At 45.2% G+C, this 14520-nt stretch carries 14 protein-coding genes; all 14 read right to left on the bottom strand.

The annotated features are described in order from the left end of the window. Positions 1 to 19: 19 nt before the first annotated feature. Positions 20 to 487: an 8-oxo-dGTP diphosphatase gene (locus AAHT65_RS03190; protein WP_343310972.1), complete on the bottom strand. Its 468-nt coding sequence runs from the start codon at positions 485 to 487 to the stop codon at positions 20 to 22. Between the two features lie 335 nt (positions 488 to 822). Then, the gene (gene trxB / locus AAHT65_RS03195) at positions 823 to 1773 is read right to left on the bottom strand and encodes a thioredoxin-disulfide reductase (RefSeq protein WP_003326791.1); all 951 of its coding nucleotides are present in this window, start codon (positions 1771 to 1773) and stop codon (positions 823 to 825) included. Between the two features lie 224 nt (positions 1774 to 1997). Next, positions 1998 to 3413 (bottom strand): PcsB-like coiled-coil domain-containing protein, encoded by a 1416-nt coding sequence (locus AAHT65_RS03200; RefSeq protein WP_088118036.1) that lies wholly within the window; start codon positions 3411 to 3413, stop codon positions 1998 to 2000. A gap of 394 nt (positions 3414 to 3807) precedes the next feature. Then, a complete protein-coding gene (locus tag AAHT65_RS03205; RefSeq protein WP_010790031.1) occupies positions 3808 to 5268 on the bottom strand; it encodes a tetratricopeptide repeat protein in 1461 nt (486 codons plus the stop codon). A gap of 184 nt (positions 5269 to 5452) precedes the next feature. Further along, the gene (locus AAHT65_RS03210) at positions 5453 to 7222 is read right to left on the bottom strand and encodes an ABC transporter ATP-binding protein (RefSeq protein ID WP_088118037.1); all 1770 of its coding nucleotides are present in this window, start codon (positions 7220 to 7222) and stop codon (positions 5453 to 5455) included. A 231-nt stretch (positions 7223 to 7453) separates the two neighbouring features. Further along, on the bottom strand, positions 7454 to 7780 hold the full coding sequence (locus AAHT65_RS03215) for a hypothetical protein (RefSeq protein WP_157763293.1): 327 nt from the start codon (positions 7778 to 7780) through the stop codon (positions 7454 to 7456). Positions 7781 to 8037: 257 nt separating this feature from the next. Further along, a complete protein-coding gene (gene hisIE / locus AAHT65_RS03220) occupies positions 8038 to 8664 on the bottom strand; it encodes a bifunctional phosphoribosyl-AMP cyclohydrolase/phosphoribosyl-ATP diphosphatase HisIE (protein WP_010790040.1) in 627 nt (208 codons plus the stop codon). Beyond that, complete coding sequence (hisF, locus tag AAHT65_RS03225) at positions 8661 to 9419, bottom strand: imidazole glycerol phosphate synthase subunit HisF (protein WP_151290158.1); 759 nt, start codon at positions 9417 to 9419, stop codon at positions 8661 to 8663. Before hisF ends, hisIE begins: the two co-directional genes overlap by 4 nt. Beyond that, entirely contained in the window at positions 9419 to 10153 is a 735-nt protein-coding gene (gene hisA / locus AAHT65_RS03230; RefSeq protein WP_088118039.1) for a 1-(5-phosphoribosyl)-5-[(5-phosphoribosylamino)methylideneamino]imidazole-4-carboxamide isomerase, read from the bottom strand. Before hisA ends, hisF begins: the two co-directional genes overlap by 1 nt. Continuing rightward, positions 10150 to 10788: an imidazole glycerol phosphate synthase subunit HisH gene (hisH, locus tag AAHT65_RS03235; RefSeq protein WP_088118040.1), complete on the bottom strand. Its 639-nt coding sequence runs from the start codon at positions 10786 to 10788 to the stop codon at positions 10150 to 10152. The genes hisA and hisH overlap by 4 nt, the downstream gene beginning before the upstream one ends. Next, positions 10789 to 11373: an imidazoleglycerol-phosphate dehydratase HisB gene (hisB, locus tag AAHT65_RS03240; RefSeq protein ID WP_343310973.1), complete on the bottom strand. Its 585-nt coding sequence runs from the start codon at positions 11371 to 11373 to the stop codon at positions 10789 to 10791. After that, positions 11370 to 12653: a histidinol dehydrogenase gene (gene hisD, locus AAHT65_RS03245; protein ID WP_343310974.1), complete on the bottom strand. Its 1284-nt coding sequence runs from the start codon at positions 12651 to 12653 to the stop codon at positions 11370 to 11372. The genes hisB and hisD overlap by 4 nt, the downstream gene beginning before the upstream one ends. Continuing rightward, positions 12650 to 13291 carry an ATP phosphoribosyltransferase gene (gene hisG, locus AAHT65_RS03250; protein WP_094232841.1) on the bottom strand — a complete coding sequence of 214 codons (642 nt, stop codon included), beginning with the start codon at positions 13289 to 13291 and terminating at the stop codon, positions 12650 to 12652. The genes hisD and hisG overlap by 4 nt, the downstream gene beginning before the upstream one ends. After that, on the bottom strand, positions 13284 to 14459 hold the full coding sequence (locus AAHT65_RS03255) for an ATP phosphoribosyltransferase regulatory subunit (RefSeq protein ID WP_311187000.1): 1176 nt from the start codon (positions 14457 to 14459) through the stop codon (positions 13284 to 13286). The genes hisG and AAHT65_RS03255 overlap by 8 nt, the downstream gene beginning before the upstream one ends. Between the last annotated feature and the right edge of the window lie 61 nt (positions 14460 to 14520).

The following is a 14520-nucleotide window of genomic DNA, read 5'->3' on the forward strand; positions in this document are numbered from 1 at the left end:
CCCCCTGCCGTATCTGTTTTTATTTTATATGCTGCGGATCTAAACGGTAACTCAGCAGCTCAAAATCCGGTGTATACGTAAAGGTGCCGTGAAGCAGTCCTTGTCCTTTCATCATAAAATCGAGAATATGCCCGTCTCCAGGCGCCATTGGCAGGTTGTGAATATCTTTGACATCATGCAATTTTAAAATGCCTTCCTCCGATTCGGAGACGTTTCGCCCTGTATAGGAATCGGCGACAAACGTAAACATCATCCACTCAGAAATGATCTGATCCTGTTCTTTTATGATAAAGGTAAAAACGCCTTTAAGCTGCGGGTTTAATATATAAATCCCAGTTTCTTCTCTGTACTCTCTGATGACGGAATCTCTGACCGACTCTCCACTCTCCATTTTTCCGCCGGGCGCTACCCACCAGCCGCGTCTCGGCTTTTGAAGGAGAAGAACTTGGTCATCCGTCTGAAGCACACAATTTGTCACTCGTTGCAAAGTGCGTCACCTAACCTTTTCATCCCTGTCATCGTCTCTTCATTATACCGTTTCAAATGGTCCCTCACAATGCAGAGACATTAACATTCTTTTTCTTTTATTTTACAGCAAATCCTTCCGTTCGATCAGCTGAATTTAGATAACTCTTGAAAAAAGTGTGTCCATCTTTGTTTGGACAAAAAAAGGGCACGGATACTGGAAGATCCGTGCCAAAGTGTATTCATTATAAAAAGGGGGTCAATTACTGTTTTCATCATAACGCAGAAGTATTTCACCCGTGTTACAGAGGAATTAAAACCCAGTAACGATTTATGAAACTCTAATGACAGCCCTTTTTATTTCATTGCTTTTAACGTTTCCTGAAGCTCCTCGACATAGTGCTGTACGCTTTGTGCAGCGATACTGCCGTCTCCTGTAGCTGTTACAATTTGGCGTAAAGATTTTTCGCGAATATCTCCGGCTGCAAAAATACCGTCTACTTTTGTTTCCATACGGTCATTAGTTTCGATGTAGCCTTCATCATTGGTGATGCCCAGATTTTCAAATGGTTTTGAGAGAGGCAGCATTCCGATGTAAATGAATACGCCGTTTGTCGCAAACTCCTCTTCTTCGCCGCTGATTGTATCAACAAGGGTTACTTTGCCCACTTTGCCGTTTTCCTCATGAATTTCTTTTACGGTCTTATTCCAAATAAAATCAATTTTTTCATTATCAAACGCGCGTGCTTGAAGAATGCTTTGAGCACGGAGTTTATCTCGTCTGTGTACGATCGTAACTTTTGATGCGAAGCGCGTTAAATAGACGCCTTCTTCTACAGCGGAATCTCCGCCGCCTACAACAACGAGCTCTTTGCCTTTAAAGAAAGCTCCGTCACATACAGCGCAGTAAGACACGCCGCGGCCGCCTAATTCTTTTTCGCCCGGAACGCCGATTTTTTTGTATTCCGCCCCGGCAGAAATAATGATGGCACGCGCTTTGTATTCTTTTGAACCGGCTTTGACAGTTTTGTACTCTTTGCCGTCAACAATTTCTTTAATATCGCCATACGCATATTCAGCGCCGAATTTTTTCGCATGGTCAAACATTTTATTAGAAAGCTCAGGGCCGAGGATACTTTCGAAACCGGGATAGTTTTCAACATCTTCGGTATTGGCCATTTGGCCGCCCGGTATTCCTCTTTCGATCATTAATGTTGATAAATTCGCTCTTGATGTGTATACCGCGGCCGTCATCCCAGCGGGACCTGCGCCGATAATTATCACGTCATAAATTTTTTCTTCAGACACAATGCTCACTCCTTAACCAGTCTTTTCGAGATTGGGCGTTTATGATAAGAATCCCCATCAAACGTATTCCTTACCCATATCCTATAAAATCTTCAGGTGAAGCGCTATTTTTTTGCTCATCTTTTTCAAAACAATGATTACATACGCTTACAAAGGGTATATATATAATGAAGCCCTTTTTTTAAAAGAAAGAGCCTTCTGCAACAGAAGGCTCCGAAGTCTTATTATTGAACGACACGTCTAACGTTGCCGTTGAATGCTTTTTTCCAGTAAGGGTTGCTCATAGAGTCAATAGACACACCATGTGACGTATTGTCATTAAGGAACGTACCGTTTCCTAAGTAAATGCCGACGTGGCCGTTTGTTTTGTAAGTATTAAAGAACACCAAGTCGCCGCGTTTCATTTCAGATGCACTGACAGCTTTTCCTCTGCCGATTAATGTATCTGTGTTTGTTCCGCTCGCAGGTCCTAGATTCACACCTGCTGATGCGTATGCCCAGCGTACGAATGAAGAGCAGTCAAAAATACGGTTGTTAATATCAGACTGAGTACGACCGCCGCCAAATTTGTACGGAGAATTACCGACAAGGCTTGAACCTACGCTGATTGCTCCTTCAATGCCGCCAGAGTTACTGATGACAGAACCGCCGCCTGAGCCGCTGTCAGAGTCATTAGAGCTTGTGCTTTTCTTAGATGTTGAACCTGATGATTTGTTTGATGAATTTGATGCTGTATTGTCAGATGATTGAACTGTTGCTTTTTTAGCCGGAGCTGATGCCGTCTGGCTGTCATCTGTTTGATTCTCATCAGCAGAAGCTTTTTGAGCTTCTTCTTGTTTTTTGATCATTGCAGCTGCTGCTTCCTGCTGCTTTTTGATGCGTTCTTGCTCTTTTTCAGTATTCGCTTTTTGATTAGCAAGCTTTGAAGCCTCTGATTTTAATTCAGAAATTGCAGCCGTTGCTTTTTCTTGGCTTTTCTTTGCTTCGTCAAATAGCTTGTCTTTTTCATCAAGCTGTTTATCAAGATTTTTTTGCATTGTTTCCAGCTTAGCAAGTGTCGCTTGGACTTCTTTCAGCTTATCATTCAGATCTGCTTCGGAATCTTCAAGCTTCGCTTTATCCTGCTCCTGCTGTTTGATCAAATCTTTGTCTGCATCAACAATAGATGATACAGCAGTTGCGCGTGAAACGAAATCACCGAAACTGGTTGAACCTAAAAGCACGTCTATGTACCCTTGTGATCCGCCGCTTTCCTGTAATGAACGAACGCGTTTTTTCAGGATTTCATTGCGTTTTTCAATGCGGGCTTCTGTTTCTTTAATTTCTTTTTTCAATGCTTTGATTTCTTTTTTCGTTTTATCGTTTTCTTCTTTTTTATCTTCTACTTTGTTGCTTGTATCAAGCGCCTTGGCGTTAATTTCTTTTAGTTCTTTTTCGATTTTAGATTGATTGTTCTGAAGCTCAGTCAATTCTTTCTCTTTTGCTTCAATGTTGGAAGCTACTTCTGATTGCTTGCTCTCAATCTGCTGTTTCTTGTCTTCTAATGTTTCCGCCGATGCAGTTTTGCTTGTAAACGGGATCAAAAAACTGCTTGTCCCGATGACGGAAGCCAAACTAAGTGTTAATAAACTCTTTCTCACTTTTTGTATCCTCCCTTTTACTATAAAGCTGTTCTTATTTGGATTCTTTTATTTTGCACATCAAAATTAGGTTCCTCATACTACTACGAGGAATGATGATATTTTATGGTTATTTTACTAATCTCTGTAACTGGTTTTATGTGTTCTTTTCATTTGTCATCATATGTAAAAAACACTAATCTTTTTATGTACGAGACTCATTATACCATCAAGTTTCGACATTTTTACGATAAATTTTATTACATTTATGTTTCAAACACATGTCAAGAACGGCGATGTTTGTCATCTTTTTTAAAAGTCACGGAAACTTGTCGAAATTATTTTTGTGATATCATTTTTTCAAAAAAATAAAGCTGACACTTCAATCACAAAGTGTCAGCTTTATTTATATATATTATTCTAGTATATCATCAATCTGTTTCATATATTTCGTCAAAGTCGCTGCGGATATGCCGAATTTGGCCGCAGTCTCTTTTTTGGAGTGCTTTTCGCCATTGACTTCTTTCCAAATATAATAGATGGCTGCTGCCCATCCGCGTTCATTTTTCTTAGCGGCGGATGCGCGGATTTGCTGAATGACATGAAATACCCAGCAGCTCATAACATCTGTTTTCATGCCGTTTTGTTCTGCTTGCTCAAGCAGCTTGACCGTACGGTATGCGAATAAAGCGTCTGATGAAACATTGAGAGCTTGCGATTCTCCGGAGAGAAGAAGCTGGACGAATTGATTCTCAAACGGTGCCGTAATTCGTTTTGAGCGGATCACAGCCTCGAGCTGCTCGGTTTCACCTTTTGTGCTGCTGAGGTAATACGCTGCCAGGCGCTCTTCTATTGAAGTCTTTGAAGGAAGAGCCTCGCGGCGTTCTTCCCATGGAGCCAAACGGGAAGTTTCCGGATATTCTTCTCTCGCTCTCTTCCAAACGCTTTCGGCAAATTCACGGCTGCCTGTATAGTAAGCGGAGCTGGCGAGCCAGTAATAAAACGTGTCGTCTCCTTCAAAACCGCTTCTGTATAAAGATTTCAGCCACTTGTAGCCTAGATCGTAACGGCCGACAAGCGCCAAGGTGGCTCCGAGTTTATAGCGCTGTTCAAATAACATCGGGTACACATTGGCAAGCTGTCCGCTTAATTCGCTTACTTTCTCGTCTTCCCGCTCATAATAGCAAAACACGAGCAAATTGCATAAAGCATGAAGGTTCCCGGTGCTTTCTTCCAAGACTTGATAAACCGTTTCCTTGGCTTTAACCACCTTGCCGGAGTAAAAGTAAGCGAGCGCCAGATTATTATAGGCGGACCAAAATTCCGGATAATCCTGAATGATTTCCTCCAGCATGACAATGGCTTCCTCAAGCTGGCCGCTTTCAAGGAGCGCTTTGGCGCGGTCCTGTTTCACGAGCAGATCATCCTGATCATATAGAGAATCTTCCCGCCCGCCTTCTCCTAAATCAAGCAGTTCAAGCAGGCTGTCATTTTCTTCACTGAACTCGCCTTCAGGCTCCGCGTTTAAATAGGCGGACGCTTCTTTATAGGCTTCCTGAAAGAGTCCGAGATGCGCGTAATTATTTGCCTTAAAATAGTGGCATTCCGGCATTTCTTCTTTCAGTTTCACTAAAATAAGATCAAGAAGCTCGTTTGACTGCTGATAATGGCCCATTTCAGAATAGATAACCGCCAGCTGCGAAAGCATTTCAGAATCTTTCGGCTCAAGCTGCACCGCCCGTTGGATCAGCTTGCTCGCCCGCTGGAGATTTCGCTCTCTATAAGCCTTCAGACCTTTATGAAAAAAATATTGTCCATCTTGAAACAGCTGGACAATTTGTGTGTCATTTTTATGTTCAGAAGTGTGTTTTCCCACAACTACCCTCCGTTTATCAATATTACCGTCAGTAGTATACCATAAATCCTTAGCGCCTCAATAGATGAAAAGGAAGGATTGGGAAAATTCATTCGCTTTTTTTCTGGCTGAATCGACCAAATTTTAGATTGGATGCCGCTTTTCACATGATAGCCGGAATCAAAATAACTGCCTATTCTGTCTGTCAAACGGCTTTGTTTTCCAAGTCGGCATTCATCTTCAGCTGCTGCTCGGCAAAGTCGCGGTACAGGTCATGAGAATCCATTAATTCATGGTGTGTGCCCCGGCCCGTAATTTCGCCCTGTTCGATAAATAGCAGCTGATCTGCATCCACTACGGTTGATAAGCGGTGAGCGATGACGATGGTTGTGCGGCCCGCCATCAGTACATCAAGCGCCTGCTGCACTGATTTCTCAGACTGGCTGTCAAGGCTTGAAGTCGCTTCATCAAGCATCAGTATACTCGGATCACGAAGAAGCGCTCTTGCAATTGCGATTCTTTGCCGCTGTCCGCCTGACAGCATGATGCCGCGTTCACCGACTTCTGTATCAATCATATCCGGCAGCTCTTTAATAAAATTGAGAGCATATGCCATTTCCGCGGCTTTTTCGATTTCAGCGTCAGTCACTTCACGTTCTAAACCGTAGCAAATATTGTCGCGGATTGTTCCGGACATTAACGGGCTTTCTTGCGATACGTACCCGATCTGCTGCCTCCATGATTCAAGCGAATAGCTGTCAATCGGATCATCTCCAAGTCTGATTGTACCTACAGTCGGGTCGTAAAAACGTTCAAGCAGCTTAAACAATGTGGTTTTTCCTCCGCCGCTCGGTCCGACAATCGCTGTTACTTTGCCGGCCTCAATTGTGGCGCTGATATTTTTCAGTATGAGCTGGTCTTGTTTATAGCCAAATGATACATCCTCTAACCGAATCGGCTGGTGGGCATTCTCTATTTGTTTTCCCGTTACGGTATCTTCTTCTTTCTCCGCCAAAATTTCAATCATACGCTCTGTTGCTCCGATTGATTTTTGGAGTTGTGTAAAGAAAGCCGTAATCTGCCCCATCGGCATAATGATTTGAAACAAATATAAAATAAAGGCAACGAGCGATCCGGCGGTTAACTCGCCTGACGACACCTGCATGCCGCCATAGCCGATAACGGCAACAAGCGCTGCCATTAAGACAAGAGTGATAAGCGGGCCGACAAGCGACTGTACCTTTGCTTCACGAAGGCCAAGCCGGAATAACGACGAAATTCCCGCTTTTCCCCGTCTGTACTCCACATCTTCTGCATTCGAGGATTTGACAAGGCGGATCTCAGGTAAAATCTGATTCAGCAAACCGGTAAACCGGGCCGTTTCATCTTGTGTTTCACGAGAAATGGTAAACATTTTGCGTCCGATCGGCACCAAAATAAGAGCTGCCAGCGGAACCACAATCAAAACGAGCAATGTCAGCTTCCAGTTCATAATAAATAAAATGGTGATAGAACCGATGACAGAAATGATTCCTGTAATAAAGCCGCTGATGTGATTTGTGATCAGTTCCTTTACGACCATGGTGTCATTTGTCACCCGGCTGATCGTTTCCCCTGACGCTTTTGTGTCAAAGTAGGACACAGGGAGCTTAATTAATTTCTTCCATAATAAATCGCGAAGTCCGGAAATGATTTTTTGGCCGCTGTAGTTCAGGGCATATGTGGCATACGCACTTAACCCTGCCTGAATGACAAAGACGAGTACGATGAGGCCGATTTGCCCCCCTGATAATGAAGACATCGAAAAGCCGTCGACAAGCTGCTTTGTCAATAGAGGAATAAGCAGGCTGACCAGCGTTGTGACGATACTGAGTGTGAGGGCAAACGCTAATTTTCCGTACGATGGCTTTGTCTTTTTCACCAGTGTAAAAAATGCGCTGAATTTTCCTTTTTGCGTTGGCTGTTTATTTGGCATATGGTTTCCTCCTGTTTCTCATACCTAGACTATACGTGGCGAGGACGGAATATAAACAAATCATAAATTGAATGATTTGTTAATTTCATAAGTATAAAGAACTGCTTACTAGATCATATCAATTCAGCAAAATTTTTTCAGCTTCTTTTTGTTATTCAACCCAATATAAATAGAAAAATCTCCTACCCGGTATTCGAATAGGAGAATGTGAAGCTGTTCTAAAAGCCCTCTTCAGGTTCTTTTTTTATAATAAAGCGTTACATCTTGCACTCTTAGATCTTCAGTAATGCTTTTATAAAGACTCACTTTATTGATATTTTCTTCTTTTATAGTTTTAAGTGCAGATTGCCGTTTTTCGCTTTTCGAATCAATTTCTTCTTTGATTTTGTCAATAATCAACCCTTTTTGCCCCTTGATTTCATCCTTTAATGAGGATTCAAATTGCTTTGTCAGGTGCAGAATATCATTGATCGGTTCATTAATCCGGCTAGCTTTGTCCTTCATTGGATCACTGGTTAAAAAATGATATGTCGTTGATATGACGATAAGGGTAAACAGTTAGAAGATGTTGAAGATATTCTCAGAAAATGAACGTACCCGTGACCATAACCGTGACTGATAGCGAAAATGAAGTAACTGTAAATGCTGGACAAGTATTGATACAACTGCAGAAAGACATGAACGAGCAAAAAGAAATTTAATCAGTCATTGGTTGAACGATTAGACCAACAACAGGAATACATAGACAACAAGCTAGAAAAACGTGATTAGAAACTTATGGAATTATTATGCAACCAAACGTTGCAGCTCCTTTTTTATTCAGACTCCGAATGGCGTTTCTGCAAAACCTCAAGCACATCATCCAGCGGGAGCGATTGTTCACGCAGAAGAACGAGCAGGTGATACAGCAGGTCAGCCGCTTCCCATTTCAATTCTTCGTGATCCCGGTTTTTGGCTGCGATGATCACTTCGGATGCTTCTTCTCCTACTTTTTTTAATATTTTATCAACCCCCTCACGGAAGAGGTATGTTGTATACGCTCCCTCAGGCATTTCCGCTTCACGTTCCGCGATGACGCGCTCCAGTTCATTGAGAATGCTGAAGCGGCCGCCTGTCTTTTCCTCGCCTTGCTCAGAAGTGAAGCAACTGTAGCTTCCTTTATGGCACGCCGGGCCGCCCGGCTCCACAAGCACGATAAGGGCGTCCTGATCGCAGTCATAGCGAATGCCCTTTACGGCTTGTGTATGTCCGGACGTCTCTCCCTTGTGCCATAATTCTTGTCGTGATCGGCTGTAAAACCATGTTTCTTTCGTTTCCAATGTTTTTTCATAGGATTCTTGATTCATATATGCCAGCGTCAGAATTTCCTTGCTTGCGGCATCCTGCACAATGGCAGGGATGAGCCCATCCTCGTTAAATGTTAATTCATCTGCCCGTTTCATCTCACCTTCACCCCGTGCTCTTTAATATAGGCTTTGACTTCTTTGATAGATGTTTCTTTGTAGTGAAAAATAGATGCGGCAAGTGCGGCATCCGCTTCTCCTTTTGTAAAGGCGTCAAGCATATGCTTTGCGTTTCCAGCTCCGCCTGAGGCGATGACAGGAACAGGCACGGCTTGTGAGACCAGCTTTGTCAGCCTGTGATCAAAGCCTTTTTTCTCGCCGTCTGAATCCATGCTTGTAAGGAGAATTTCACCCGCTCCCCATTTGACTGCTTTCTTCGCCCAAGCGGTCACTTCCCAGTCTGTTTTCTTTCGGCCCCCATGTGTGTACACCTTATACGTATCTGATTCCCGGTCATACTTGGCGTCAATGGCAAGGACGATGCATTGCGAGCCGAAAAATTCCGCTCCTTCGGTGATCAGCTCAGGGCGAAGAACAGCCGCCGTATTCACTGATACCTTATCCGCTCCGGCACGGAGGATGGTTTTCATATCACTTAACTGATTGATGCCGCCGCCGACCGTGAAAGGAATCGCAAGCTTTGCGGCTACACTTTCCACGACATCAACCATTGTTTTCCGTCCTTCATGTGAGGCAGATATATCAAGAAAAACCAGCTCATCGGCGCCTTCCTTGTCATACATCTCAGCCAGCTCCACCGGATCACCTGCATCTTTCAGCCCCAAAAATTGAATTCCTTTTACAACGCGCCCCTCTTTGACATCAAGGCATGGAATAATCCGTTTCGTAATCATTAGCCCTTCACCCTTTCAAGCGCTTCCGCTAACGTAAACTGCTTTGTATAAAGCGCTTTTCCGATAATCGCACCAGATACGCCGTCTGTCTGGCAGCGGGAGAGCGCTTCGAGATCTTGGACAGAGCTGACTCCGCCTGAGGCGATAACTGTCTTTCCTGTTTCTTTTGCCAGCTCAACCGTGCTGTCTATATTCGGGCCTGAGAGCATGCCGTCTGTCGCGATATCGGTAAAAATGAATACTTCCGCTCCTTCATTCGCCAGCTCCTTCCCCAGTTCAGTCGCTTTCACGCTTGACGTTTCAAGCCAGCCTTCGGTAGACACTAATCCATTTCTCGCATCAAGTCCGATAGCAATCTGATGCCCATATTCTTTGAGCATTTGTTTGACGAATGGCGGGTTCGAGACAGCTGAGCTTCCGAGGATGACACGGTCCACTCCTTTGGATAAATAATCATACACATCCGCTTCTGAACGGATGCCGCCGCCGATTTCGATTTTCAGATCAAGTTTTTGCGCGATCTCTAATACGTGGCGGTCATTCACTTTCTTTCCTTCTTTCGCACCGTCAAGGTCAACGAGATGAATCCATTCTGCACCTTCCTTTGCAAACAGGGATGCCATATCGAAGGGCGAATCTCCATAAATGGTTTCCTGATTGTAATCACCTTGGACGAGCCGTACACATTTGCCGTTTCTCATGTCGATTGCAGGATATAACGTAAAAGAACTCATTTCTTCACCTTCTGTTCCGCAGCCATTTTCGTAAATTGAACCAAGATAGACATTCCGACCGTGCTGCTTTTTTCAGGATGGAACTGGGCGCCGTAGACATTATTTTTGCCGACGACCGCGGGGACGCAGACGCCGTAATCAGCGCTCGCTAATAATGCTTCATCTTCCACTCCGCTCATATAGAAGGAATGCACGAAATAGACGCATCCTTCTTCAACACCTGATAAAAGCGGCGATTCTTGGTGAAAGGTAAGGCGGTTCCATCCCATATGAGGAACCTTCAGGCGATTTCCTTCCGCATCAGAGTCTTTCAGCCGCACCGCTCTTCCTTTCAATAAAGCAAGACCGGCAGTCTCCTCCCGTTCATCACTTTCTTCAAATAAAAGCTGCATTCCGAGGCAGATGCCGAGGAGAAGCTTTCCTTCACGAACAGCTTCGTGAATAAATTCATCAAGCTTTGTTTTTCGGAGGATGCCCATTGCATCCCGGAAAGAGCCGACTCCGGGCAAAATATACGCATCCGCTTTTCTCAGCTCTTCCGTCTTGTCAGAAACAAGGTACGGCACACCGACACGCTCCAGCGCCTTTGACACGCTGTATAAATTGCCCATTCCGTAATCTATCACGCCGATCATTTACAGCATCCCTTTCGTCGATGGAATCCCTTTGACACGGGGATCTATCGTTGTCGCTTCATCAAGCGCCCGTCCCAATGCCTTAAAAACAGCTTCAATCATGTGATGGGTGTTCGTTCCGTAATGAACAATGACGTGCAGGTTCATCCGCGCTTCAAGCGCAAGCTTCCATAAGAATTCATGCACCAGCTCTGTATCGAAGGTTCCCACCTTCGCCGCAGGGAAATCAACGCGCATTTCCAAGTGCGGGCGGTTGCTCAAATCCACAACCACTTGCGCTAGCGCCTCATCCATCGGTACAAAAGCTGAGCCGTAGCGTTTGATTCCTTTTTTATCGCCAAGTGATTCGAGCAAAGCCTGCCCCAGACAAATGCCGATATCCTCCGTCGTATGGTGATCATCAATATCCACGTCGCCTTTTGCGTTGATTGACAGGTCGAACTGGCCGTGCTTTGCGAATAAGTCAAGCATATGCGTCATGAACGGCACATCCGTTTTGATATCTGACTGCCCTTCTCCATCTATTCCGAAAGCCAGCTCAATATCCGTTTCATTTGTTTTTCTGGCGCGTTCCGCTTTTCTCATTTTGAATTCCTCCGTTCTCTCGCTTCAATTGATCTGGCGTGCGCTTCAAGCCCTTCCAGTCTGGCAAAGGCCGCGATGCTCTCAGCCTGTTCTTCAAAGGCTTTTTGGCTATATGAAATAATGCTGGATTTCTTTTGAAAATCCGTCACATTCAACGGGCTTGAAAATCTGGCTGTTCCATTGGTCGGAAGCACATGGTTCGGCCCCGCAAAATAGTCGCCGACCGGCTCAGGGCTGTATCGTCCTAAGAAAATCGCCCCGGCGTGTTTGATGCCGCCAATCAAGGCTTCCGGAGATTTTGTGATGATTTCCAAATGCTCCGGCGCCAGTGCGTTGACTGTCTCAACAGCTTCATCCATTGATTCCGCCACAAAAATATGACCGTACTCTCTTATTGACTCCTCTGCTATCGCTTTTCGCGGAAGAGTGTCAAGCTGCTCGTTCACTTCCGATTGAACGGCTTGTGCAAGAGCTGCGGAATCTGTGACAAGCACAGCTGAACTGAGTTTGTCATGTTCAGCCTGAGACAGCAGATCTGCAACGATCTCTTTTGGGACGGCCGTATCATCGGCCAACACGACAATCTCACTCGGTCCGGCAATCATATCAATATCCACGTCACCGAACACCTCTCGTTTTGCCAACGCGACATATATATTTCCAGGGCCAGTGATTTTATCTACTGATTCGATGGTTTCGGTACCGTATGCAAGCGCGGCAATGGCCTGAGCACCGCCCATTTTGTAAATTTCCTTTATACCAAGTTCACTTGCAGCCGCCAAAACACCCGGAGAAAGCTGCCCGTCTTTTCCCGGAGGTGTAACGAGTACAATTCGCTCAACCCCAGCCGTAAGTGCGGGAATCACATTCATCAGTACCGATGACGGATAAGCTGCTGTTCCTCCCGGGACGTAAACACCCGCTGAATCGAGCGCCGTTATTTTCTGCCCCAGCATTGTTCCGTCTTTCCGATGATAAAACCAAGAAGACTGAAGCTGTCGTTCGTGATATTCTTGAATGTTTCTAATCGCCTGCCGAATCACCTGTAAAAGCCGTTCGTCCAGTAAGCTGTATGCTTGTTTAATCTCCTCTTCTGTGACACGTGTATCGTCGAGACTGATGCCGTCAAATTTTTCTGTATAAGCTTTGACTGCTTGATCCCCATGTCGTCTGACATCTTCAATAATGGAACGCACGGTTTTTCTTTGTTCTTCCGTTCCGGCGTCAATGGAGCGCTTTAAGGAAAAACGATCGCTGTTGCTGATGGTTGTGATCTTCATTTTGCCGTTTCTCCTTCCACAACAAGTGACAGCCGGGACGCCATTTCATCAATCACAGTATCTTTCATGCGGTAGCTTACGGGATTGACGATAAAGCGCGACGTAATGTCACATATATGCTCTGTTTCGATAAGTCCGTTTTCTTTCAATGTTTGACCTGTGGACACGATATCCACAATTCTGTCTGCCAAACCGATTAAAGGGGCGAGTTCAATAGACCCGTTCAGCTTAATGATTTCAACCTGCTCTCCCTGTTCTCTGAAATAGCTGGATGCGACATTCGGATATTTCGTGGCAATTCTAGGCGCGACACCGCTCCAATCTGCATGAGGAAGTCCGGCAACGGCGAGATGGCATTTGCTGATATTTAAATCGAGCACCTCGTATACGTCTCGTTCTTCCTCCAGCATGACATCTTTTCCTGCAATGCCGACATCAGCCACTCCATGCTCTACGTATGTCGTCACATCCAACGGCTTTGCCAGAATGAAACGCAGGTTTTCCACAGGAACATCAATAATCAGCTTTCTTGAATCTTCAAATTCTTTCGGCAGCTTATATCCCGCTTGCCGCAGCAAGCCTGCCGCTTCTTCAAATATCCGGCCTTTCGGCATCGCCATTGTGAGAACCTTACCCATTTTGCTCTTCCTTTCTGGCACCGATAAAGTATGTGACGTTAGCAAATGATTTCGTCATTTGATCAATATTTTCGATTCCTAATAAATCCTGAAGCACGATTTTTCTTCCTTTCAAACGCTCTTCGTCGGCAAAAGCAATCGCTTGCGCTCTCTGTTCCTTGCTGAAAATTACCGCATCCATTTCACATGTTTCGTCTTTGACATGCAGCGCTTCTATCATCCGGTCGATTCGAAGGCCGAAGCCTGTAGCCGGCGCGGGTGAATCAAAGTGTCCCAAAAGCTTGTTGTAGCGTCCGCCGCTTCCGACGACAAAGCCGACATTTGCCGCATAGACCTCAAACAAAATGCCTGTGTAGTAGCTCATATGGCTTACCATATTCAGGTCAAACCGGACGTTTTCAGTACAGCCGTAATCTTCGAGAATATCCCAAAGCGCCTTCAGTTCATCCACTACGCTTTTCCCTTGGGGGGAGCCGACAATTTCCTCTGCCCTGGCGCAAATTTCTGTTCCGCCCCGCAATTTCAACAACTCCAGCAGCCTGCTTTTATCTATTGAAGAAAGCGGAAGTGATTTGACATGCTCTCTATAGCCGACATAATTCTTTTCATATAAGAATCGCCGCAATACGTCCGCCCGCTCTGCATTGCCAAGCACCTCGACAAACAGCGCGTCCGCAAGCCCCGCGTGTCCGATCGCAATTTTAAAGGAACCGAGCCCCGTATTTTTCAATGCGCCGACCACCAGTGCGATCACTTCGGCATCCGCACTCGTCGTCCCGTCACCGATCAATTCCACACCGACCTGTTCGAATTCCGCGGGACGCCCGCCTTCCCGTTCCTGTGCACGGAATACATTTGCCGCATATCCGATTCTGAGCGGGTGATCCTGCTTATGGAGCTTGGATGCCGCCACTCTCGCGATCGGTCCAGTCATATCAGGCCGAAGCACAAGCGTTTTACCGTCTTGATCCAGCAGTTTAAATAGCTGCTGCTCTTCGATCGCAGACTGAACGCCAACCGTATCGTAAAATTCAAGCGTCGGCGTTTCCATAAATTGATAACCCCATTTTTCAATGATTTCAGTTAACGAGGAGCGTACCTTTTTTTTCGTTTCATATAATCCAGGCAATGTATCTCTCATGCCGTGCGGTTTTTCAAACATAAACATCAATCCGTGCACCTCCGAGTTCGATTGAAGGAAAATTCCGAATCCTTTAGTTCGCTAATAT

The organism is Bacillus atrophaeus (genome assembly GCF_039519175.1).
Lineage (GTDB): Bacteria > Bacillota > Bacilli > Bacillales > Bacillaceae > Bacillus > Bacillus atrophaeus.

Bases quoted from the DNA above. Each gene is read 5' to 3' on its own strand.
- AAHT65_RS03210 (WP_088118037.1), bottom strand. From the start codon at position 7,222: ATGCCAAATAAACAGCCAACGCAAAAAGGAAAATTCAGCGCATTTTTT.
- hisIE (WP_010790040.1), bottom strand. From the start codon at position 8,664: ATGAAACGGGCAGATGAATTAACATTTAACGAGGATGGGCTCATCCCT.
- hisF (WP_151290158.1), bottom strand. From the start codon at position 9,419: ATGATTACGAAACGGATTATTCCATGCCTTGATGTCAAAGAGGGGCGC.
- hisA (WP_088118039.1), bottom strand. From the start codon at position 10,153: ATGAGTTCTTTTACGTTATATCCTGCAATCGACATGAGAAACGGCAAA.
- hisH (WP_088118040.1), bottom strand. From the start codon at position 10,788: ATGATCGGCGTGATAGATTACGGAATGGGCAATTTATACAGCGTGTCA.
- hisB (WP_343310973.1), bottom strand. From the start codon at position 11,373: ATGAGAAAAGCGGAACGCGCCAGAAAAACAAATGAAACGGATATTGAG.
- hisD (WP_343310974.1), bottom strand. From the start codon at position 12,653: ATGAAGATCACAACCATCAGCAACAGCGATCGTTTTTCCTTAAAGCGC.
- hisG (WP_094232841.1), bottom strand. From the start codon at position 13,291: ATGGGTAAGGTTCTCACAATGGCGATGCCGAAAGGCCGGATATTTGAA.
- AAHT65_RS03255 (WP_311187000.1), bottom strand. From the start codon at position 14,459: ATGTTTATGTTTGAAAAACCGCACGGCATGAGAGATACATTGCCTGGA.